The organism is Methylotuvimicrobium buryatense 5G (assembly GCF_000341735.1).
Classification (GTDB): Bacteria; Pseudomonadota; Gammaproteobacteria; order Methylococcales; family Methylomonadaceae; genus Methylotuvimicrobium; species Methylotuvimicrobium buryatense.
In genome coordinates, this window is the sequence record NZ_KB455575.1 from 1553836 (window position 1) to 1576786 (window position 22951).

The 22951-nt window shown below is 48.0% G+C and carries 17 protein-coding genes; 7 read left to right on the forward strand and 10 right to left on the reverse strand.

Features of this window, described 5'->3' with window-relative positions:
* Positions 1–7: 7 nt before the first annotated feature.
* The 5 genes from METBU_RS0106890 to METBU_RS0106910 all read left to right on the forward strand — a co-directional run bounded on the left by METBU_RS0106890 (position 8) and on the right by METBU_RS0106910 (position 7824).
* The gene (locus tag METBU_RS0106890; protein ID WP_017839914.1) at positions 8–841 is read left to right on the forward strand and encodes a substrate-binding periplasmic protein; all 834 of its coding nucleotides are present in this window, start codon (positions 8–10) and stop codon (positions 839–841) included.
* A 7-nt stretch (positions 842–848) separates the two neighbouring features.
* Positions 849–1637, forward strand: a complete 789-nt coding sequence (locus METBU_RS0106895) for a substrate-binding periplasmic protein (RefSeq protein ID WP_017839915.1) — start codon at positions 849–851, stop codon at positions 1635–1637.
* Positions 1638–1645: 8 nt separating this feature from the next.
* A complete protein-coding gene (locus tag METBU_RS0106900) occupies positions 1646–3958 on the forward strand; it encodes an ATP-binding response regulator (protein WP_017839916.1) in 2313 nt (770 codons plus the stop codon).
* A gap of 631 nt (positions 3959–4589) precedes the next feature.
* Positions 4590–5777, forward strand: a complete 1188-nt coding sequence (locus tag METBU_RS23505) for a polysaccharide deacetylase family protein (RefSeq protein ID WP_017839917.1) — start codon at positions 4590–4592, stop codon at positions 5775–5777.
* Positions 5778–6360: 583 nt separating this feature from the next.
* A complete protein-coding gene (locus METBU_RS0106910; RefSeq protein WP_017839918.1) occupies positions 6361–7824 on the forward strand; it encodes a hypothetical protein in 1464 nt (487 codons plus the stop codon).
* A 362-nt stretch (positions 7825–8186) separates the two neighbouring features.
* Here METBU_RS0106910 and haoB read toward each other — a convergent pair whose 3' ends face one another.
* The 8 genes from haoB to METBU_RS0106945 all read right to left on the reverse strand — a co-directional run bounded on the left by haoB (position 8187) and on the right by METBU_RS0106945 (position 19104).
* A complete protein-coding gene (gene haoB, locus METBU_RS0106915; RefSeq protein WP_017839919.1) occupies positions 8187–9185 on the reverse strand; it encodes a hydroxylamine oxidation protein HaoB in 999 nt (332 codons plus the stop codon).
* Positions 9182–10837 (reverse strand): multiheme c-type cytochrome, encoded by a 1656-nt coding sequence (locus METBU_RS0106920; RefSeq protein ID WP_017839920.1) that lies wholly within the window; start codon positions 10835–10837, stop codon positions 9182–9184. The genes haoB and METBU_RS0106920 overlap by 4 nt, the downstream gene beginning before the upstream one ends.
* 547 nt (positions 10838–11384) lie before the next feature.
* Positions 11385–13466 (reverse strand): diguanylate cyclase, encoded by a 2082-nt coding sequence (locus METBU_RS25195; RefSeq protein WP_017839921.1) that lies wholly within the window; start codon positions 13464–13466, stop codon positions 11385–11387.
* Between the two features lie 2 nt (positions 13467–13468).
* Positions 13469–13918, reverse strand: coding sequence for a response regulator (locus METBU_RS0106930; protein WP_014148307.1), 450 nt, complete (start codon positions 13916–13918; stop codon positions 13469–13471).
* 55 nt (positions 13919–13973) lie between these two features.
* Positions 13974–15497: a fumarate hydratase gene (locus METBU_RS0106935; RefSeq protein WP_017839922.1), complete on the reverse strand. Its 1524-nt coding sequence runs from the start codon at positions 15495–15497 to the stop codon at positions 13974–13976.
* 41 nt (positions 15498–15538) lie between these two features.
* Entirely contained in the window at positions 15539–15727 is a 189-nt protein-coding gene (locus METBU_RS28560; RefSeq protein WP_208976568.1) for a hypothetical protein, read from the reverse strand.
* A 188-nt stretch (positions 15728–15915) separates the two neighbouring features.
* Complete coding sequence (locus tag METBU_RS0106940) at positions 15916–17688, reverse strand: hypothetical protein (protein WP_017839923.1); 1773 nt, start codon at positions 17686–17688, stop codon at positions 15916–15918.
* 279 nt (positions 17689–17967) lie between these two features.
* Positions 17968–19104 (reverse strand): methyltransferase, encoded by a 1137-nt coding sequence (locus tag METBU_RS0106945; RefSeq protein WP_017839924.1) that lies wholly within the window; start codon positions 19102–19104, stop codon positions 17968–17970.
* A gap of 170 nt (positions 19105–19274) precedes the next feature.
* Here METBU_RS0106945 and METBU_RS0106950 point away from each other — a divergent pair, with 170 nt between their 5' ends.
* Positions 19275–19925, forward strand: a complete 651-nt coding sequence (locus tag METBU_RS0106950) for a 2OG-Fe(II) oxygenase (protein ID WP_017839925.1) — start codon at positions 19275–19277, stop codon at positions 19923–19925.
* Positions 19926–20039: 114 nt separating this feature from the next.
* A complete protein-coding gene (locus METBU_RS27355) occupies positions 20040–20411 on the forward strand; it encodes a hypothetical protein (protein ID WP_017839926.1) in 372 nt (123 codons plus the stop codon).
* 174 nt (positions 20412–20585) lie between these two features.
* Here METBU_RS27355 and METBU_RS0106960 read toward each other — a convergent pair whose 3' ends face one another.
* Positions 20586–21428 carry an SHOCT domain-containing protein gene (locus tag METBU_RS0106960; protein ID WP_017839927.1) on the reverse strand — a complete coding sequence of 281 codons (843 nt, stop codon included), beginning with the start codon at positions 21426–21428 and terminating at the stop codon, positions 20586–20588.
* Between the two features lie 1191 nt (positions 21429–22619).
* A complete protein-coding gene (locus METBU_RS23520) occupies positions 22620–22823 on the reverse strand; it encodes a hypothetical protein (RefSeq protein ID WP_017839928.1) in 204 nt (67 codons plus the stop codon).
* Positions 22824–22951 lie beyond the last annotated feature (128 nt).

The window sequence follows — 22951 nt, forward strand, 5'->3', positions numbered from 1 at the left end:
GACTGACATGAAATTCACTAAAAATCCGTTTCGATTGAGCATTGCGTTAATCGCAATCTTATTGTTTTCCGCCAACTCCTCAGCGACGGGACCTCGCATCAAACTCGACATGTTCACCGACAGCGCCAATGTCATTTACGCGCTTGACGGCCCGCCCTTGATCACGACCCAGCTTAGCGGGGGCGGAGTAGCGCTCGAACTCGTCAACACGATCATGGAAAGACAAAATATCCAAGCTCCGATCAATACCCTCCCTTTATCGCGCATGCTGAAATATTACATGTTTCAAGAAAACGCGTTGGCCTTGGTCGGCTCTCCGCTTAGCTTTACTGAAGACCAACAAAAATCACTGATTTTCATTCCGCTATTGCGCTTACAGGATCATTATTTTATTTACCGCCCCAATCAATCCGAAGGATTTCCGTGGTCGGGCGACCTTAAAGCTCTGGCCGGACGCGTCTATGGCGCGAACCCGGAGGAAGATGTCAGCGCTTACCGGCAAGCCGGTATTAAAACGATAACAGGCAACACACTCAACCTATTGGAAAGGTTGAAATCCGGTTCGGTCGATTTCATCGGCGATACGGAATTGACCGTCGATTGGTTTCTCGATAAAAACTTATCGACCGAAAAGCCGCGTTTTATCAAGCTGGAACCCGCTGCGGGAGAGCGCAACTTATCCATTATTTTCAATAAAAAGCACCCGGAAGGCGAATCCTTGGCAAAGCAATTCAGACAAGGCCTCGATGCCATCATCGCCGACGGAACTTACCAAAAAATACTCGAACAGGCATTCGGCGAAAATAAAGCCGTAAGCACGTCCGTCTTACCTCTCAAGTAGATTGTCGATGCGTTGGTTTTTGTTATCGCTTTGGCTAGGCATCCCGATCGCGCGTGCCGATACCGATTTCGTCGTCATCGATGCGAATGAAAGCGTCCCCTATTGGTGTCGATTCACCCCCGAAGGAGGCATGGGCAGCGAGTTACTGCAAGCCATGTCGTCCGCCGCGGGCTTAACCACGCAAATTCGTTTCGTACCGCTGTCGAGAATGATTGAAGACCGGTCCAATAACGACTCGGGTAACCCCGAGTTTTTCATGTGGCAACAAGAGTTTGCCGCGATCATCCCGATCGCGATTTCGGAAATGTCGCTATTTTATTATCGCCCTCATCACTCTAAACCGCTGAAAGTCAAAGGCTTTGACGATCTCAAATCTTATAAGATCGGCGTTTTAAAAGGCATTTTGATCGACCGAAAAGCCTTGGAACAAATGGGGCTCACTTTTGAAAGCAGTTATACTCAAGCCTCCTTATTCAAAAAACTTAAAGTAGGCCGTATCGACTTGGTCATTGAAATCGATTTAGTAGGCCGGCAAATGATTAATCAACTTTATCCGGAACTTGCCGATGATTTCGTCCGCATGCCGCTATCCAATACCGTTTCGCCGATCGCGATCATGATCGATGCCAATTATCCGAACGCCGACAGTATTGCCGAACGTTATCGAAAAGGCTTAGCAAGCATTATCGCTAATGGCGAGTATCAACGAATCGTCGAACGTTATTATCCTGACAGCAAACTGCCGGACGGTTGGTTTGACAATTTGTACCGTTTCCAACAAATGTATGCCTATTAAGGCTCTGCATGAAATTCCGTTTAAAAAGCATCAAGTCCAGGCTCACCCTCTTACTGCTGACCATTGCCGTAATGGGTTTCGGCCCTTACGAAACTTACAACTATATCCAGACAAAGCAGCGTCTCCATGATGAACTGGAAATTTCGGCCGATAGGCAAATAAGGCGCTTGAAAGAAAGTCTCATCATTCCATTATGGGAAATGGACGACCATTGGATCGACAAATTAATCAACATCGACATGCTCAACGAGGATACCTATGCGATACAAGTATCCGGCGATGAGAAATTATGGGTCGCCCGAATCCGAAATGACGAATGGCAAGCCATTCCGGGAAATCGTCAACCGATCGACGGCAACTTTGTTTATCGCGAAGGCTCGGTGAAACAGGATGATATCGAAATCGGTCGAATAAAGCTTTATCTCAGTAAAAAGCGCTTAGATGAGCAATTGCAAGAGGCTCGATTGGTCACCACGATCAGGGGTCTAACGCTCATTTTTCTAATTGTGTTTTGTCTTCGTCTCGCTTTGGAACTGATCGTCGTAAAACCGATGTTACAGTTGCTTGACGTAGTCAAACGAATTGCCGCCGGCAATTACAACGTCACTTTTAACCAGAGGCTACATGGCGAGTTAGGATTATTGGCGCGCGGCATTCTGCAAATGATGCAAAATCTGCATCAGCGTGAAACGGAACGCGATATCGTTACCGCCGAATTACAACAAACCAACAAGAAACTGGCTCACGAATTACACGAGCATGCCAAGGCGCAAATCGCTCTGAAAGAACTGAACGAAACCCTAGAGCAGCGCATCGATGAACGTACCAAGGATTTAAATCGCACCAATCAATCCTTACGGGAAATCAGTCTTGCCTTCGAAAAAGCCAAAAATGACGCCGAATCGGCCAATAAAGCGAAAAGCATTTTCCTAGCCAACATGACCCATGAACTGCGTACGCCAATGAATGCCGTATTGGGATTTTCCAGGTTGATGCAAAGCGATAGCGACCTAACCGCCACGCAACGCGAAAACCTCGACATCATCAACCGAAGCGGAACTTACCTGTTGGAATTAATCAATCAGGTGCTGGACATGGCTAAAATCGAATCGGGGCGCATGATCGTCGAAAACGCACCTTTCGATTTAGGCTCCGTAATCCGCAACATCATCGACATGATGCAAGAGCGCGCCAAGTCGAAAGGCTTGCAACTACGTATCGACCAATGCTCGACCTTTCCCCGATTTATCGATGCCGACACCGCAAAATTTCGGCATATCCTGGTCAATCTTTTGAGCAATGCAATCAAATACACGAAACAGGGCGAAATCACCTTAAGGCTCAATGCGCACCGCCAAACCGACCGAGACGGTTTGATGTTGGTTTGCGAGGTTGAAGATACCGGGATTGGCATAGCCACCGAAGACATACCCTATATTTTTGCCCCATTCGTACAGCTAGGTTCTTTATCGGATCAACAAGGTACGGGCTTAGGCCTTGTCATTACCAAGCAATATGTCGAACTCATGGAAGGCGTGATTAGCGTTCATAGTCAGCCGGGAAAAGGTTCGCTATTTCGCGTCGAGATTCCGGTCGGCGATGTCGCCGAATCTACGATCGAAGACTTTCATGACTCCATCAATAGCCGCGTTATCGGTCTGGAACCCGGCCAACCCGACTACAAAATACTGATCGTCGAAGACAAAGCGGAAAATCGCTTGTTGTTGAAAAAAATATTGAAATCGGTCGGCTTTAACGTTATGGAGGCAACAAACGGACAAGAAGGCGTCGAGGCATTCAAACAGTGGCATCCAGATTTTATCTGGATGGACCGACGCATGCCGGTCATGGATGGAATCGAAGCGACTAAAACCATTCTAGCCTTGCCGGAAGCCGACAAGGTCAAAATCGCCGCGGTCACGGCATCGGTTTATTTGGAAGATCGGCAAGCTTTTTTGAAGGCCGGAGCCTGCGACATCGTTAACAAACCCTATCGTAACGAGGAGATTTTCGATTGCATGGCCAAGCATTTAGATGTGCGCTATTTATATGATCAAACCGAAATTAAAAGCGCTTCAAACGATGAAATGATTCAGGAAAATCTACTTGAAAAGCTCAAACAGCAACCCTTAAACTGGCTTAAGTCGTTGGAACTTTCCGCAATCGAACTGGATGTCGAGCAATGCCTCGAACTTGTCAAGAGCGTCGACACGGACGACACCGAACTTTCGGAGCAATTATTAGCAATAATTAATCACTTCGAATTTGACCGTCTATTGCAGCTATTAACAACAGTCCAACAAAATATGAAAGAGAGTTAGGATTGGATCACACTCCTTTCATACTGAAAAACCGTACGACTTGATTTATACCTTTCGCACTTGAAATTTCGGTAGCGCCGGAGGGGAGGCATCGGGTCGTCTCGGCAAAGGCTTTGCCGGAATGTAGCTGGCATAGAGCTTACATTGACGTATTTACGGCGTCCTTTGACGGGCACCCCGAGGCCGAATTTTCATCTACGATGGGCTTATTTTACAGGGCTGTCAGTTGCATCCCTACTTTCAAAATCATCGAACAATTTTTCAGAATGAAGGGCGCAATGAGGAGCCCAAGCCTTATTCTAAACATAAGGCCGTCAAGCTTGTTGCTTATTACGAAATGCCGGTGTTAAAGTACAGATAAGATTGATTGAATAAAGTCGCATGGCGTCTTAATAAAGGTAAGGAACGAGCATGAAATAACTTCGACAACTTCTGGGAGGGGGATCGGTGGCTCGATTGACAGCTGTCGGCGGCAGGGAAAGCCGCCGTCAAGCCTACATGGAAGTATTCACAGCGTCCTGTCAAGCGAGTCACCGAATCGCCGCAAAGCCTACTACTTGTAGCAGTTATTTTGTGCATATTCCTTAGTCAAATCAATTAACTGTCACACCACTTTTTAACGGTTACGCTTATGATCCATCATGCCCTAGCCTTACATTTCCACCAACCAGCCGGTAACCTTGAGTTTCTTTGGGAACATGAACCTTGGGAAGCGGAAAGAATTCTCTTTGCGCTTGACCGGATTCCGAGAACGCTTTGGCCATATCAAGGCTTGGGTAAAGTCCATATCTCGTTATCGGGAACTTTACTCGAAACTCTGTCGAACCCCTCTTTCCAGCAGCTCGTATACGGAAAAGTCGACTGCGGTACGTTGCTATGGTATCTCCAAAATGAAGAGATCATCAGAGTACTCGGCTCCGCTTATTACCACCCCGTTCTGCCCCTGATACCCATAGCCGATCGCGAGCCTCAGGTGGAGCGCTGGCTGGGTATAGGAAAACACCTCTTCAACCGCGAGAAATTTACAGGTTTTTGGCCGCCGGAAATGGGTTTCACGATGGAGATGATTCCACTACTCAAACGATTCGGCTACCGATATGTGTTTGTCGATAGCGAACATGTGGAAGCATTAACACCGATGAGCTGGGAAGAATTGCATTATCGGCCTCACATAGCCCGTAACGGCACCGATAGCATCGTAGTGATCGTCAGAGACAGAGATCTATCGAACGCTCAAGAGTCCGGGATGGACTACGGGTGGTTCAGCCGCGAGGTTCACGATAGAACCCGTTGGTGTAATTTCGAACCGTTAGTCACAACCTGTTCCGATGGCGACAATGGCGGCTGGTTCCGCGACACCTCGCCCCATAACAACTTCTGGGGCGTGTTCTATCAAGAGTTCATGGCTCAAGCCCAAAGCGGCACCGATGATATCCGACCTGCATTTGTGGAAGATTATTTGGACGAGCACGGTACCTATGGCGAAGTCTACATCCGCCCGGGCGCTTGGAATACCGGTTGGCATCATGGCCGCGACTTTCAACAATGGACCGGTTCGCAAGCTCAAAAAGACGCCTTGGCTCGTGTCCATGCGATCAGCAAAATCGTTCACGAAGTCCACTGGCAGAATCTAGAACAACAAGATACCAATCATGCTCTGGAGAAATTACTGGAATCCACGATGTGGCATTTGCTTCGTTCGGAAACGAGTTGCAACTTTTATTGGGGAGAAGCTTGGGTTCATCGTTGTCATGAAGACCTTAACGACTGTGTATCGACCTTGGAAGCCATTCACGAACTTCTTACCAATATAAAATGAACGATCAAGATCAGATCGCGCATTAAAAATTAGTCGCGATAAGCGAGAGCATTAAACCGATTGCCAAAAATAAACATACCCAAATGACTCAGGAAATTTGTTCGACTACAAAATCCGGAAATGAGCGCATATACCTTTCGCGCTTTAAACTTCGGGAGTGCCTGAGGAGGTCCCGGGTGCTCGGCAAAGGCTTTGCCAGCGTGGAGCTGGCATAGAGCTTACATGAACGTATTAACGGCGTCCTTTGACGGGCATCCCGGGGCCTAATTTTGATCTACGATGGATATAATTGCGCTCTGTTACCTTTCCCGCCCTGCAGTAGATGGGCCGAAATATCTTCAGTTGGGTTTGTTTGTCGCCGGAAATCGCTTAAACCAACGTTTATCGTTGATACTTCACCCCCTCATCATCCCTATCGTCAAGCTTTCAAGGAAGGCAAAGCCATTGCTATACCTTTCGCACTTCAAATTTCGGCAATGCCAGAGGAGGCGCCTGGGCGTCCTTTGGCGGACACCCAGGCGCCGAATTTTGATCTACGACGGGTATATAACCTAACGTAAACTTAACCAATGAGGAATCTCAAATGGATCAACTTCCGGAATATGTCGATGAATTTCCCAATTTTTGCGGTGCAGAAGAACAAGTCTTGAAAACCGTCCGACAAGGACGTCGCCAAGAATTCTATCGAGAAGCCGGCAAAATAGACTTCAGCAATACTCGCGCCGCCTGCGCGATTGCACTACACATGCATCAACCGTTGATTCCTGCCGGCGGAGGCGACTTGTCGACCGCGGCCATTATCAGCAATCTGCAATATATGATGGAACACCCCGATATCGGCGACAATCACAATGCCGGCGCGTTCCATTATTGCTATAAACGAATAGGCGAATTTATCCCGCAATTAATCAGTGAAGGCAAGAACCCTCGCGCGATGTTGGAGTATTCCGGCACGCTATTCCATGGTCTGCGCAAGATGGGTCTTCACGATGTTTTCGATACGCTCAAAACCGTCACTTGCAATCCCGAATTCAATCACGCGGTCGAATGGTTAGGCGCGCCATGGGGACATGCCGTCGCCCCGTCGACACCGGTTCAGGATTTTCGTTTACACGTATTGGCGTGGCAACAGCATTTCGCGGCTATTTTCGGTTGGCAAGCCTTAGAGCGAGTCAGAGGCTTTTCGCCATCGGAAATGGCATTGCCCAATCACCCGGATGTCGCTTATGAATTCGTTAAAACACTTGTCGATTGCGGTTATCAATGGGTGCTCGTGCAAGAACATAGCGTCGAACATCCCGAAGACGGCAACAACCCACGTCAGCCGCATTTACCGCATCGTCTGGTTTGCACCAACTCAGCCGGCGAAACCGCGAGCATTATCGCTATTATCAAAACTCAAGGTTCCGATACCAAACTGGTAGCGCAAATGCAGCCTTGGTACGAAGCACAAAGCCTATCGACGCTAACGCTAGCCGGACACAAGGTACCGCCATTAGTAACGCAAATCGCCGACGGCGAAAACGGCGGCGTCATGATGAACGAGTTTCCCGCCAAATTCATGGAAGTCGCTAGGGAATCTTCTTGGGGCGATGTACCTATGATAAATGCCAGCGAATATCTGGAGCATCTTTGGTCGATCGGCATAAAAGAAGATGATTTGCCGGCGATTCAACCGGTTTATCAACGGGCTATTTGGCAGCGGATGAAGCCGGGCGAGGGCTCGGATAGCCTAGCTAAAGTCATCGAAGAGATTAAAGGCGAAGACCATCGATTTCATATGGATGGCGGCAGTTGGACCAACGATTTGTCCTGGGTCCACGGTTATGAAAACGTGCTGGGACCGATGGAAGAGATCAGCTCGCTGTTCAATGAAAAAGTCATTAAAACGAAAATACCGAGTTCCGATGCACGTTATCGTAACGCTCTGTTCCACTTATTGTCATCGCAAACCAGTTGTTATCGTTACTGGGGACAAGGCCAATGGACCGACTACGGACGGGAAATTTGCCGGCGCGCAAAAAATGTCTTGGAATATGATTTTTGATGTTTCAAGCTTTACCATGAAGCCCGCGAAGATCATCAAGTGATTCAAGAAACTGAAACCCTCCTTTGTTTTTCATTTTCTTTGCGGCTTTTCTTCTTTTCGCTCTTTCCCCAGTAGCTATTAAAGCACGTAGCCCGTATGCAGCGTAGCGGAATACGGGAATGGCATGGCTCCGAACTTCCCGGATTGCGGGACGGGTTATTTAACCCGTCCCCAATGTTTCGGTTTGCTTCGCCCACCGCTGAAACGTTTCCGACGCACGGGTTGTAAACCCCGTTCTGCCAAAAATAGAAGCACCGGGGGTACAACGTTTTTCGACAGGCATTCCGGTGCCGCGAAATTTAACTCGCAAAGGGTTTAAATCAGCGTTCGACTTTATAAACGGATAAATAACCGCCCCACCCGCTTTGGTAAACCAAATCAACCCCTTCAGGCAACTTTTTCAGCGAATCGATAAACGGCAGCAGACGAACCAAGAGCGTATTCTTGCTATCGCCTTCCGTTTCCGTCACCCATGTCCGGTAATAACGCCCTTCTTTATGAGCCAGATAGTTGCCTTCCCCGGTTTCATGGGCCCAACGTTTAACCTGTGCGATATCGCCATGCAGGTTGGTTCCGGCCGGAATGTTTTTGTTTTTTAAACCTAAATCCGAACCGCCGTAAGCCTTGATTTCAGACAGCCGCAATAGCACATCATTATTGACCAATAAGTAGATAGGACGCGATTTGCCGAAATACGCGACAATTTCGCTTAATGCCTTGTCTGCATCCATCGTCAGCCAACGCGCCATATGCTCCAATCGATCTCTGTCCTTGTTAGACGCTTCAATCAAGTCTGAACGAAAAGCCCCCCAAACCGAGCTAGAAAAAGTTTCTTCCCCTGGCTTTTGTAGCCAAGCTTCTCGTCCGCTTAAATATTGAATTCGTTGACCGTCGTCCCACCAACTCAAAAACAGCGCCTCTTCAGGCGCATGTTTCAAAATGGCTTCACTGGCTGACTGCCAAATTTCGTTTCGTAATCCCGTTTGACTGGATGAAATCACCCCGTCTTGCGATTCCTTCGGAAAAAGTACCGCGCTCGACCTTGCTCCCGAAGCATTTCGATACTGGACGACTGCTAAGCTGAAAGCATCTTTATCGTCATAACGAAAGGAATAAAGCTGCGCGGAATCGGCCGGAAAAAACCCCGGTAAATCGGTCGGTTGTAAGGATGAAGAATTAACATTCAATCGTTCGTCGGCTTGAACGGCGCCGGGCGAAGCCGGGCCGCTCAATTCATGAAAGAGTATCGCACCGCCTCCCAGCAGCGATGCGATACCGACCAACAATAGAAGCGCTTTTCCGTAGCGTCCTTTTATCACTGTGGTCCTTGGTCCGATTCAGGTTTTGCCGGCTTTAGCAACACATAAGCAATACCTAAACCGAATGCAATTAACAACAACGCACTAAGGAGCAGGCTGTTATCTTTGTCCGAGGACGGTTGTTGGGCCGAAGCGGAAACCGTTTGGAATTTACCGCCCGATTTCATCGCGGCCATTTCGCGCAAACGCGTATCTTCGTCCATAATCTCGGTGTAACCGCGCATCAGGTTCGACCAACCCTCAGTGTAAGTAAAACCGCCGGGATTAGCATGGAAGATGCCTTTATAGTGCTTGATGACATCATGTTCCCACATGTCGGCATAGACCCTTTCAACGTGGCTCGGATTATTGCCTTTAGCCCAGAACAATTGGAAGAATCCGCCGGCCGCATCCTTTTCAGGTGCGGGAGGCGCCGGACGATTGCTGTTTTGGCCGACCAATAAACCATCGTCATAGAGTTTGTTAATGACTTTTTTGGCTTCCTGTTCAACCGCTAGTCCTTGAATCGTGCCTTTATCGGCCGCATCGAGGTAAGCTTTGGCAAAACTGGCCGAGTGACACAGACTACAAGTCTCTACCCATGACTCTTTACGCTCTTCGAACCAAGGATGACCTAAGTTGTCGGCAATCGCCGGAGTCGGGTTGAACGCCCAACGTACCTTGCGCACCAGATTGTGCGAGTATTCGCCCTTGTATTCGAAATGACACAGCTGACAGGTCGGCGCGGTATAGCCGCCTTTAGCGATCGCGTCTTTCAACGGCACTTCGAAATTCCAGTTGGCTTTACCCAAAGTTTGATACTGCGTACCGTGCTTCGAGGTCATGAAGTTTTCGAACTCATTATGATCGACGCCGTTGTGACAAGTCGCACAAGCTTCGGGTTGTCTAGCTTCGGCGACCGAAAAGGTGTGTCGGGTATGACAGCCGTCGCATTTGTTTTGCTGATAATGGCACATGTCGCAGCCTTGAGCGACTTCACGCTCAGGCATCGCCGCCCAAATCGTATTTTCGACGTTAGCTTCCCAATCGACCGCATGCGAAGGATGGCCTTTGCTCCATTGCTTTTGCGGCCATTCTTGATCTTTTTCCGATTCGGCTTCGGCAAACTCGCTCAAATGGCAAGTACCGCAAGCGACCCGGTCCGGCATGACCAAATTTTCGGCGTGATTGATGGTATCTTTACCGACTCCGCCATGACAGTCGATACAACCGACTTGGTCGAGTTGTTGGCCTTTGTCGAGCAAGCCTAGCTTTGTCAAATTGGCTTCGACTTCCGCTAATTTTTTCTTTTTATAGGCGCGCACGTCGCTATCCGGCAAGTTGCGGATCTTTTTCAAATCGCCATGAACACTGTTTTTCCAAGCATGGAATGCGCCGGGTGAGGTGCTTTGGTGACAACCGATACAGGTATCGCGACCAACTTCGCCCTGAACGGTTTTAGGTGGTGTATAGAAATCTTTGGGATTCCAATATTTTTGAATAGGAATCGGCTCCCAATATTTACCGTGAGATCCTTTCCCCGGATGCGATTCGTAATAATCTTTTTTAAGTTGTTCGAAATCGGGTTGTGCGGCGAAGGCAAAATTACCCACTCCAAACCCGATTAGACTGAACAACAACGCGATCAGTAAACTGAGCGATTTGTTTTTCATGACGTTCCCCTCCCAGAGGTTGGTTTGATTTTTTTGTAGTTTGACTGCGTTATACCTTTCGCACTTCAAATTTCGGCAGTGCCTAAGTAGGCACCGTGGTGTTCGGTCGATTTTTGCTCCTCGGCAATTGCTGAGTTACATGGATGTAATGAATGCAGAAAATGCAGGAGCATTTTTCTGTCCTGCATTGCCCTAATACACGCCATCCGTGGCGTAATGCAAAATCGACATTCACGCCATCCATGGCGCTCGCAAAGGCTTTGCCAGCATGGATGCTGGCATAGAGCCTACAGGGACGTATTCACGGCGTCCTTTGACGGACACCCCGCCCCGGCGCCGAATTTTGATCTATGATGGGTATAATAAACTTAGTCATAGCTTCGGAGCACTCTCTCTTGCCCGATTTTTCCACCGAATTGGATAGCCCGATAATAATTTTACACAGCCGATACAGACATATAGTTTCGTATCGAAACTTAATTTTAACAAGAACCGACCTTTTTCCCTAATTTTTATCAAAGCAGCCAATCGGCATGAATGCAGCGGTTCAAGAACCATTATAAAATTCCACACGATTTCGTCCATTTTTCTTTGCTCGATACAAAGCTTGATCGGCGCGAATCAAGACAGAGTCGGCTTGAATATCTTTTGAAATCAATTCGGAAATGCCGATACTGACAGTAGTGGCGATCGCTTGCCCATCGGCTAATAAAGGCGTTTGAGCGAGTTCTTGTCGTAAACGCTCCGCAAATACTCCGGCATCGGAAAGGCTTGTTTCAGGAAGAAATATCCCAAACTCCTCCCCGCCGAGCCGGCCGACAGTATCGATTTTGCGCAGCTCTTTACGCAAAATTGCGGAAAAATGCTTCAGTACCCGGTCACCAACGGCATGACCATATCGGTCGTTGATTTTTTTGAAATTATCCAAATCAAGCATCAAAACCGCGACTTGATGAGAATTATTACGCTCCGAGCGGTTGATCTCCTCGCCTAATCGTTCCATGAAATGCCTTCTATTAGGCAATCCTGTCAGCGGATCGGTAGTCGCCAATTGTATTAGTTCGGCCTCCAACCTTTTACGCTCACTGATGTCCTGCTTAATTCCGACGAAGTGCGTAATCTTACCCTTATCATCCGTGACCGGAGCAATTGTGAGTTCTTCATCATACAAATCGCCGTTTTTACGTTTGTTGATCAATTCTCCGCACCAGGTTTTACCGGAACGAATGGTTTGCCACATGTCATCGTAAAACAAAGAATCCTGCTTTCCGGATTTAACAAGATCTTTCGGAGCCTTGCCGAGCGCTTCCTCGAGCGTATAGCCGGTCAGTTTCCCGAAGGCCGGGTTAGCCCATTCGATGCGAGCATTGGTGTCGGTAATCACAATACCATGACCGACCGCCTCGAGCGCCGCAATCAACAATCGGTCGCGGGCCTCGGCTTGCTTACGTTCGGAAATATCCTCATGCGCCACGACGATGTATTCGTTACTGTCTTTGAAAGGCGTGACCCGGGCATTGAACCAACGCACTTCGTGTTCTGAATGACATGGATATTCCATCTCAAAAATAGCTTTATCACCCTTCATGACCGAACGAATGCCTGCAGCCATTTGCGCTGCTTGATCCGAACTTTCATCCGTTGTGCAATCACAAACAGCTAGATAGTTACTGTCGATAACCGATATACAATTACTCGACGCACCCGCATTATTTTGGTAAAACTCTCGCCATGCTCGATTGACCGCCACAATTGCACCGGATTTATCCAATACGCAAATGTGGGCCGATAACGCGTCGATGGTAGAAACCGCAAACTGTTTGGATTGTTGCAGCTCCTGCTCCATATTTTTCCGATTGGTGATATCGGACAATGTACCGATCATTCGTTGAGGAAGCCCCATATCGGTCCAACTGACGACAACGCCGCGATCCATAAACCATCGCCACTGCCCGTTCTTACACATCAAACGATGCTCGCAATCATAACTGTCGACTCTGCCGTCGAGATGAGCTTGAATATTGGCTATCGCAATCGGCAAGTCCAATGGATAAACGCGCTTCTCCCATTCGTTGAGATTATTGCCAATCTCATCTTCGGAAAAGCCGAGAAGCGCTTTCCATCGCGGAGAATAGAAAACCTCATTGGTCAATAAATTCCAATCCCAAACACCATCGCCGGCGCCCTCCAAAGCAAATCGCCAACGCTCTTCCGCTTCATGTAAACTTTGTTCGAGCTTCGAACGATGTAATGCATACCGGATGGCTCGAATCAAGGCATCCCCATCGAAACGACCTTTGATTAAATAATCCTGAACGCCGGACTCTAATATATCGAGCGCAAAACCTGTATCGTCATGCCCGGTTAAAACAATCAACGGCAAAGAGAAATGAGTGGACGAACGTATCGCTTTTACTGTTTCAAGTCCTTTAGAATCCGGTAACGATAAATCCAACAACAATATATCGTGTTCATTTTTCTGTAACTGCGCTAAGCCTTCGGATAAAGAAACGACCCATGTCAATTCGAAACCGACATCCGTAGACAACTTCAAATAACGACTTACCAGGTGCGCATCACTAGGATCGTCTTCAATTAATAACACTCGATAAGACAACTTGGCATACATGATCAACTCTTTTTGGGCAATCGAGTCAACGTAAACCAATAATTATCAAGTTGCCGAATCGCATCGATAAATTGCGCCATATCGACCGGCTTGGTGATGTAACTAGCCGCACCGAGTTTATACGAGGCCACGACGTCGCGCTCGACATCGGAAGTCGTCAACACCACGACGGGAATAGCCGAAAAGTGCTCGTCTGTCTTGATTACGCTTAAAAACTCCCGACCGTTCATGCGCGGCATGTTTAAATCCAATAAAATCAGATCCGGTTGGGGAGCATTTTTATAAACATCGCCTTCGCGCCTCAAAAAACCCAAAGCATCGCGACCGTCCAATACATGATGCAAGTGACAATACACTTTATTTTCTTTGAGAGCTGACTTCACTAAATGAGCATCGGCCGGCTCATCTTCGACCAGCAAAATATCGAAGGGTTGGCTATTTTCAATTAACATGTTGAATATTTTCGCGATTTTTGTGTATTTGGTGGACAAGATGTTTGAATAATAATCATTTCGAAACCACCGGAATTTTGCCTATCTTGGCTTGCCATTGTTTTGGACCGCTCTTATGAATAGACTCGCCGTCGACATCGACCGCGACCGTGACCGGCATATCCTCGATCACGAATTCATGCACGGCTTCCATGCCCAAATCTTCGAATGCGACGACTCGCGCTTTCCGTATCGCTTTCGAAACAAGGTATGCCGCACCACCGACCGCCATCAAGTAAACCGCACGATGTTTTTTGATCGCTTCAATGGCAATCGGACCGCGTTCCGCCTTGCCGATCATGCCGATCAAACCGGTTTGCGCGAGCATCGCCTCGGTAAATTTATCCATGCGCGTCGCAGTCGTCGGACCTGCAGGTCCGACCACCTCATCGCGGACCGGGTCGACCGGACCTACGTAATAAATGAATTTGTTTGTAAAATCGACGCCCTCAGGCAAAGCCTCGCCACGCTCCAGCATCTCGACGATCCGTTTATGGGCGGCGTCTCGGCCAGTGAGTAGCGTGCCGCTCAGCAATAAAGTTTCGCCGGGCCTCCATGTTGCTATTTCGCCTTTGGTAACGGTGTCGAGATTGACGCGTTTGGCGCTATTCCCGCCTTCCCAAGCAATTTTCGGCCAATCCTCCAAACACGGCACTGGCAGTTCGGCCGGCCCGGAACCGTCGAGTTCGAAATGAATATGGCGCGTTGCGGCGCAGTTCGGAATCATCGCGACCGGTTTATTGGCCGCATGCGCCGGATAATCCTTGATCTTAATATCCAAGACAGTGGTCAACCCGCCCATGCCTTGTGCACCGATACCGAGTGCATTGACCTTTTCGTACAACTCCAAACGTAATTCCTCGAGCGCATTGACCGGTCCGCGCGCAATCAACTCGTGAATATCGACCGACTCCATGCAAGCCTGCTTCGCGAGCAGCATCGCTTTTTCGGCGGTACCGCCGATACCGATGCCTAATATCCCAGGAGGACACCATCCCGCGCCCATCGAAGGTACGGTTTGCATGACCCAATCGACGATGCTGTCGGACGGGTTCAACATCGCAAACTTGGATTTGGCTTCGGAACCGCCACCCTTGGCGGCAATTTCGACTTCGACCCTATCCCCGGGAACGACCTCCATATGTATGACAGCCGGCGTATTATCGCGCGTATTGATGCGTTTGCCGGCCGGATCGGACAGAATCGATGCACGCAGTATGTTGTCGGGGTGCATAAACGCACGTCGAACGCCTTCGTTGACCATATCCGTGATACTTATTTGAGCATCCCACTGTACGTTCATACCGATTTTCAGAAATACCACTACGATGCCGGTATCCTGGCAAATCGGCCTGTGTCCTTCGGCACACATTCTCGAATTAATTAAGATTTGCGCGATTGCATCCTTGGCGGCGGAACTTTGTTCATTTTGGTAAGCTCGATACATCGCCTCAATGAAATCTTGCGGATGATAATAAGAAATGTATTGCAGCGATTCGAATATGCTTTGAATAAAGTCTTCTTGGCGAATCAAGGTCATGCGTAATTACCTGAAATATTGGTTATTATACCCATTGTAGATCAAAATTCGGCACCGGGGTGCTCGTCAAAGGACGCCGTGAATACGGTCCATGTAGGCTCTATGCCAGCTCCAGCAGGCAAAGCCTTTGCGAGCGCCATGGATGGCGTGAATGTCGATTTTGCATTACGCCACGGATGGCGTGTATTAGGGCAATGCAGGGCAGAAAAATGCTCCTGCATTTTCTGCATTCATTACATCCATGTAACTCAGCAATTGCCGAGGAGCAAAAATCGACCGAACACCCCGGCGCCTCCTTAGGCACTGCCGAAATTTGAATTGTGAAAGATATAGTTTGGACGCAGCTTTCTTTGTTGCCGCATTTAATATTTTCGAAACGTTTTTAGATTAATGTACACTTATTGCTTGCCATCAACTGTCACCGTAATCTGTCGACGAAGCTTTTGTCGATTCGGCAGCCGCCTATCTCAGGGTAATCGTTCAGGCTTTGCTCGAAATCCCGAAAAGTCGGATGCTGAAAAGCAATCCGCGAAATTTTTCCGGATTGAATTTCAAATTCTATAGCTCCGCCTTTCGGCCATGGCGAACCGTCTTGCGTCGTAAACATCAATAAACCGATATGGCCTAATGGCTTGCCTTGCTCGATGGCCGGCCGCGTACAACTCAGTTGATCGATATAAAGCCACGAAAAAACTTGTTCGAATTGCTGATAACCGATCACTATCCCTTCTCCGGGCATATAGTCGATGCCGAGCATACTCTCGAGGCCGAATTCGCCAAGATGATTCTGCAATAGCACCTTACCGCCTCCTTCTTTAGGGGTGGCAATCAACGGATAAATCTGTCTCGCCATTTCCGCCGGATTTTTGTTTTGAATCACCGAGGTCAATTGGCGTCCGATCGATTGTACCGGTCCCAGCACGCTTTCTTTCTTTTGACGGGCATCCTGAATGGCCTGCCAGTCTTGCGCGCTATTGACGGACAAGCCCATCATCGCCATCGTTTGATAATCTTCATCGATCAAACAGCCGGAAAAATTGCGGCTTCGAAATTGTTGTAGCGTTGCCGGACGAAGGTCATCTGCGATAGCTCGAATTTTCGGAATATTGTAGTTCGACCAGTCCGGAGACTGAGCGAGATAATAATAAAGCACTGCATTCCGGTCGAATTTATTAAATCCCAAGCCTCGCAAGACCCGCTTTAACTTACGGCATTGGCTTTCAACTTCACCGTATTTCCTCCAATCCGGCTGCAAATTCGGCTTTTCATCGATTGGAGAGTTTTCCAGCAATTGCCTGAGCTCGATATTGCCTTCACCCATTCGAATCGGCATGCTCAATAACTCCTGCAACGAAACATCCCTCGCACTGGGTATCCCTGCGGAAACTTGTTTGAGCAATAAAGACGAGCGTATCTCGGGGTAAATCCTCAATTCGCCCAATTGTTTCGGTCCGCCTGAGAACGGATTGCCGCCTTCGACGACTTCATAAACCGGCAGACGCGTCTCTCTAAATACCGTCTTATTGCCATCGCTTTGAATAGCGAGCGGCAAGGTATGGGTCTCGGTACTGACTTTTGCTTCGGACGGCGCCGATACCGCAGTTTGTCCGATCGGGCTCTGCACCCACTCGTCGGCCAACTTACCCATCACAGCAATGCCGATACCGACCCCGGTCAAGGCCAGAAGATTTGTACTTTTATGAACATCGCCGATAATTTTGGATATATCGGTATCGCTCTGATTACTGGTCATGAATTGGTAATCAATCGTAGTGTCCTTGCTTAAATCCAGTCTTAACCATGGCGTTAGCGCGGCTTTACGCGTTTCGAGATTGAAGTTGCATTTTCCGCTGCTACCTTGATAAACGAGTGCCGTAACCTCCTGTTTATAATTTAGCGCTTCGTTTTTAACTTTAAAAACAACCCCCGCTGTCGAACTTCCTTTTTCATAGCCGGACCCTATTTCGCTGCAGCCCGTTTTGAGCGTACTATCGCCTTTTAACTCGAATTCGGAAAATAACTGAACGTAATAGTCGTCTCCGTCAACGGCTTGATAACCGCCAAGGGGCTTTAAATCATTTGCTTGAGCAACCGGATAATCGACCGCAATCTGACGGGAAGTTGAGCATCCTGTCAGGACAAGACCAACCGCCCCAGCGATTTGCAGCAGAAAAAAATTACGAAAACGCATACTCATACCTTAGATAATAAAAATGACATAAACCTAAAAAGAGCAGTTGAGAGTCTCAAACTACCGTTCGCCCTGAGCCCTTCGGCTACGCTCAGGAGAGCCCCTTCGACTACGCTCAGGAGAGTCCTGTCGAAGGGTAAAGGGTAGCTTGAGGCTTCACAAAGCTGGTGAAAGTGTTGTAGCCCCTTCATGCTTCGACAGGGCTCAGCACGAACGGTCTACAACACTTGCCAACTGCTCTTTTTTAGGATAAAGGATCACTTTGTGTATTCGACTAGTTCATTCGACCATCGACTGCAAAATAACGAATTTACGATTAGCGGCAATTACCGAAACATTGCCGAACAATTTCTTCAACTCCAGATGATAACCCAAGTGGCGATTACCAATGACCAGCAACTTCCCTCCTCGCTTTATGACTTCTCTCGCTTGCCGAAACATTTTAGCGGCGATCATATCGCCGACCGCATTCTGTTGATGAAAAGGCGGATTGCACAAAATCACATCGGCCGATTCTGCGGTAAAGTCGGACAAACAATCGCCGACACTAAAATTCGCTAACCTGCTCTCGCCGAAAGCCAATTTAAAATTTTCCCGCGCCGACGCAATCGCCATGAACGACTCGTCGACGAAATGCACCACCGCATTCGGATTGCGTTCGGCTGCAAGCAAGCCTACGATACCATTACCGCAGCCAAGATCTATGATAGTTTCGGCATTGGGAAAACAACCGATATGCTCAATAAAAAAACGAGTACCGATATCGAGGCTGTCCCGCGAAAACACATTGGCATGATTAACGATCGTATAATTCGTCCCCTCTAACCGGTAACTCAACGGATAAGGATTTACCGGCAACGAAATATTATCGTCCGGTTCGGAAAAAATCAGTCGCGATTTTTTCCATGCCTGCGCGGTGCTTGTTGTACCGACAATCGTTTCCAATAAGCGCCAAACGTTAGCGCTAAGATTTTTGACCATCCCGGCTGTGATGATTCGAGTTGCCGAGGTCATGAAAGGCCGTAACGAAATCAGTTGGTATTCGAGCAATGCCAATGTTTTCGGCGCCTTAATCACAATTAAATCATACTTTTGCACGGGCAACTCGAGACTTGTCATCAATCGAACGCCGTCTATCGACAAGGCATTCTCGGAAAAATTCATTAGTGTCGCTTGCTGGCTTAAATAGGAGTCGGATAATGCGGACGGCTTGAAGCCATGTAAGGCAACCGTTAGAGCGCCGAAACTGTCATTAACGATCAAAACGCGAGCGCCAATAGAAGGCAATTGAGCTTCGGACAGATAATTTAGCAAATATTCGTCGGAAGCATCGTATGCCCTAAGGAGCTCACGCCGACGCAAGGGCAAGCGCCGTAAGTTAAATCGACCTTGCGGGACCGATAAGACATCAGCCATAAGAAAACAAATATTTTAATGGGCGGTTCTGTGGCATCATTGATGAAGAAATGGGCAAGCCATAATCGGCGCGATATTATAGCCTAGAATTAAACCGTATCTTTAGTCTTGCTTTTTTTGCATTTCAAGGCTAAATTCGCGCGGCTTTTCATTTACTTGAGTAATATTACTTGCAACCCAGCTTATTACCTACCACGACACCGACTCATCCGAAGCCTATTTTCGACGAACTGGCCGATCAATTGATCGATAGAGGCTGGCATGTCATTGAAAACTATTTCGATACTACGTTAATAAAAAGCTTAGTTGCCGACCTTAAAGCCTACGATAACGATGGCGAACTAACTCCGGCCGGCATCGGCCGGGGCATCGGCTTCACGTTGGACGAAAATATCCGCGGCGATAAAACCCGTTGGCTTACACGAAGCACCAATGCCCAAAAGCGCTATTTAGACGAAATGGAGGTGCTTCGTCATGAAATCAACCGGCTGCTTTTCATGGGCTTATTCGAATATGAAAGCCATTTTGCATGCTATGAACCGGGCGCTTATTATCTAAAGCATAGGGACAGTTTTCGAGGTGCGGCAGGCCGAATCTTAACGACAGTGGCTTACCTTAACGAAACTTGGCAAAACGAGGACGGCGGCTTTCTGGCCATCTACAACCCGAAAAGCGAACAAGTCGCAGCACGGATCAAACCTTTGGCAGGAACACTGGTCGTATTTCTCAGTGAAGATATACCGCACGAGGTCGAGCCGACAAACCGTCAACGCTTGAGTATTGCCGGCTGGTTTAAATGCAATACCGGCGAAATTATCTAACTCCGAAGCCAATTTTTCCGAAAAATAGACCATTGGCACCTGATTGACTGACAAAAGTCGAAAAGATTAGGGGATAATACCGATATTTGACCGGTTCTAGCAAGAAAGCGAAACATGCAGCGGAGCACGCCTTTATACGATAGCATCTTGAAATTATTGCGCCATGCGCCATGGCGCGATAGACGGCACCTGTATACCGTGGCTTGGATGGTTTTGGGTTTATTGTCCAGTGGTTGGATCAGTCTAAGTAAGCGGTCGCCTTATGTCGTGAGTCGTGCGGAACTGGCGCAAAGCGTCGAGAGACGTTTCAAGCGTTGGCTGACGAATGGGCGTATCGATGTGTTGCGTTTGTATGCGGCGTTATTGCGGGAGGCTCTGAAGGACGTGGCGGAAGAGCCGTTGCTGGTCGCCTTAGATATACCTTTCGCACTTCAAATTTCGGCGCAGGGGTGTCCGTCAAAGGACACCGTGAATACGTCCATGTAGGCTCTGAGACAGCATCCCTGCTGTCAAAGCCTCTGCCGAACACCCCGGTGCCTCCATACGTCAATGCCGAAATTTGAAGTGCGATGAGTATATATGTTGTGGCTACTACGGGAAATCCGGAAGAGCCCATAAAGTTAGCCATTTTTTGAGTATAAAGGGACTATGTCAACGTCTTCATAATCGCCCTAACAATTCGGCTTTTTTGGCATTGTATTCATCGTCAGTCAATATGCCTTTATTTTTCAAATCAGTGAGCTTTTCGATAGTCACAAAAATGTCCTCTTCATGGCCTGATGCCGGCTTATTGCGTGCAGTCGACTGCTGCTGGTCAGATGTAGACTTGGCTTCCCGTGGTACGTTGTCGACCGAAATCACAGGCAAACTGTTTACGTCGACCAAACCGTATTGGCTGGAAAAAGACAAAGATCCTCCTACCGACTGTTGCTGAGAAAACCCACTAATTTGGTGATCCAGCGTGTCGTAAAGCGTTACATGCCCATTGGCTTCAATCGCTAATCGGTGAATAGTCGCAAAATAGGCATAACGTACATTGTTTTGTGCCCCTGTACTGGTAGGAAATTGTAAACCGACAGGCCACCAGTTTGCGGACTGAGTATTTGAAGGCGGGACGAATAAGCTAACCGGCCCCGATGGCCCATTGCTATTTTGCTGCTGTTGGCCTCCAGAATAATTGCTTTGCTGCTGAGATCCTTGTGATTGCGACTGGAAAGACCGCGTTTGAAGCAAATTCGACTGGCTCGCGACTAAATCGGATAATTCTTGACACAATCCAGCGATGGAATTTTTGAGTTGATTATTAAACATGTCGCCCACCATAATCATTCCGCCACGCATCCATTGCCCCGAGCCGCCGAATTCAGGATGATTGAATTGAGCCATCGATCCGTTGCCATTGATCACAGATTGCAAAAGACTGAACACCGCATCAAAGCTGAAATGATAACGCTGAGCGAGTTGATTGATAATGGAAGAGCCTTCCGGCGTAAGCTGATTCATTGAATTTTCCGCCAAAGTACAAAATTGAGAGCGTTTACTTCTTACTATACTCATCGCAGATCAAAATTCGGCGCCGGGAAGCCCGTCAAAGGACGCCGTGAATACGTCCATGTAGGCTCTATGCCAGCTCCATGTTGGCAAAGCCTTTGCGAGCGCCATGGATGGCGTGAATGTCGATTTTGCAGGAGCAAAAATCGACCTAGCACCCCGGAGCCTCCTTAGTCACCTGCCGAATTTTGAAGTACGAAAGGTATATTTCCGATAATTTACCCGGCCCATAAGATAACCTGATTAGCAAGTTTCTTCAGCTAAAGCCCAAAAACCAGCATATCCCTAGCAGGACGGGGTTTGCAACCCCGTCCTAAACGTTTTGACTTTGGCCGAAGTTAGCCGAAATGTTTAGGGCAAACCGAAACGTTGGGGACGGGTTAAATAACCCGTCCCGCAGAAGTGGCTACGACTGGCCACTGCTCGGACAATTGGCTTCAGCAAGCTGAAGCATCTTGCTAATCAGGTTAAGTTAAACCTAAATGTCGGCATCCAATCCATATGAATGCCTTCAAACCAAAGTCATCGTTAGCTCTAAGTTCCTGTAGTCCATTCTAGAATAATGTTTTCTGTTAACTTAAAGACAGTGAGATAGGATTTAATCAATGGAAAGATTGAAACGATTTCCTTGCTTTGTCAATAACTTTCTAATCGAAGAATGGGCGGGATTTAGAATACTCATTCAATGGGTAGCGCGTGGAATCCGCTCATGCTTCGACAGGCCCAGCACGAACGGATTTCAGGAGGTTAACTGATTTTTTTAGGTTCATATCAACAGAGCGCCAAATGGAATAGTAATCGTACTCCCTTTTGATTGAAAAATCGTCCAAGCGTCCAGACCCCAGCAATTCCCAGTTTGAGCAGTTTCGCCGATTTTAGGGTGTGGGGTATGTCTGTCGAGGAACGTCGTAAACCCATCCATCGGGGCTTGGCGGCAGCTCGAACGCCAAGGATGGCGTGAATGCCGATTTTGCATGGAGCAAAAACCTGCGAACGCCAAGGATGGCGTGAATGCAGATTTTGCAGGAGCAAAAATCTGCCCTGCTGCCGACACCCTCGCCAAGCATACCCCACACCCTTTTTGATCTCCAAATTGGGAATTGCTGACCAGGCCCGCCGTGCTTGCAATACTAATTTTTGTCATTACAATCGAACCCCAGTCTGTTTAGCTATCTGGTAGATCGGTAAATCGACTGACGTACCGGCTCTGTGCAAAGCGATATCGATTTTTTGATAGCCGATTTTTTCGTGGAGCTCGCGTAAAAATTGTAATTTGTCCGTTATCAGTTCCTCGGCATTTTGTGTTAGTGTTTCGATATATACCCATCGTAGATCAAAATTCGGCACCGGGGTGTCCGCCAAAGGATGCCGTGAATACGTCCATGTAGGCTCTATGCCAGCTCCATGCTGGCAAAGCCTTTGTCAGACACCCCGGCGCCTCGGACACTGCCGGAATTTGAAGTACGAAAGATATA

Excerpts from the sequence above, each read along its gene's own strand:
- METBU_RS0106930 (WP_014148307.1), bottom strand. The coding sequence starts at position 13,918 with ATGTTAATTGAAAATAGCCAACCCTTCGATATTTTGCTGGTCGAAGAT.
- METBU_RS0106890 (WP_017839914.1), top strand. The coding sequence starts at position 8 with ATGAAATTCACTAAAAATCCGTTTCGATTGAGCATTGCGTTAATCGCA.
- METBU_RS25195 (WP_017839921.1), bottom strand. The coding sequence starts at position 13,466 with ATGTATGCCAAGTTGTCTTATCGAGTGTTATTAATTGAAGACGATCCT.
- METBU_RS0106940 (WP_017839923.1), bottom strand. The coding sequence starts at position 17,688 with ATGCGTTTTCGTAATTTTTTTCTGCTGCAAATCGCTGGGGCGGTTGGT.
- METBU_RS0106910 (WP_017839918.1), top strand. The coding sequence starts at position 6,361 with ATGGATCAACTTCCGGAATATGTCGATGAATTTCCCAATTTTTGCGGT.
- METBU_RS0106945 (WP_017839924.1), bottom strand. The coding sequence starts at position 19,104 with ATGGCTGATGTCTTATCGGTCCCGCAAGGTCGATTTAACTTACGGCGC.
- METBU_RS27355 (WP_017839926.1), top strand. The coding sequence starts at position 20,040 with ATGCAGCGGAGCACGCCTTTATACGATAGCATCTTGAAATTATTGCGC.
- METBU_RS23505 (WP_017839917.1), top strand. The coding sequence starts at position 4,590 with ATGATCCATCATGCCCTAGCCTTACATTTCCACCAACCAGCCGGTAAC.
- METBU_RS0106900 (WP_017839916.1), top strand. The coding sequence starts at position 1,646 with ATGAAATTCCGTTTAAAAAGCATCAAGTCCAGGCTCACCCTCTTACTG.
- METBU_RS0106920 (WP_017839920.1), bottom strand. The coding sequence starts at position 10,837 with ATGAAAAACAAATCGCTCAGTTTACTGATCGCGTTGTTGTTCAGTCTA.
- METBU_RS0106895 (WP_017839915.1), top strand. The coding sequence starts at position 849 with ATGCGTTGGTTTTTGTTATCGCTTTGGCTAGGCATCCCGATCGCGCGT.
- METBU_RS0106935 (WP_017839922.1), bottom strand. The coding sequence starts at position 15,497 with ATGACCTTGATTCGCCAAGAAGACTTTATTCAAAGCATATTCGAATCG.
- METBU_RS0106960 (WP_017839927.1), bottom strand. The coding sequence starts at position 21,428 with ATGAATCAGCTTACGCCGGAAGGCTCTTCCATTATCAATCAACTCGCT.
- METBU_RS28560 (WP_208976568.1), bottom strand. The coding sequence starts at position 15,727 with ATGCAGAAAATGCAGGAGCATTTTTCTGCCCTGCATTGCCCTAATACA.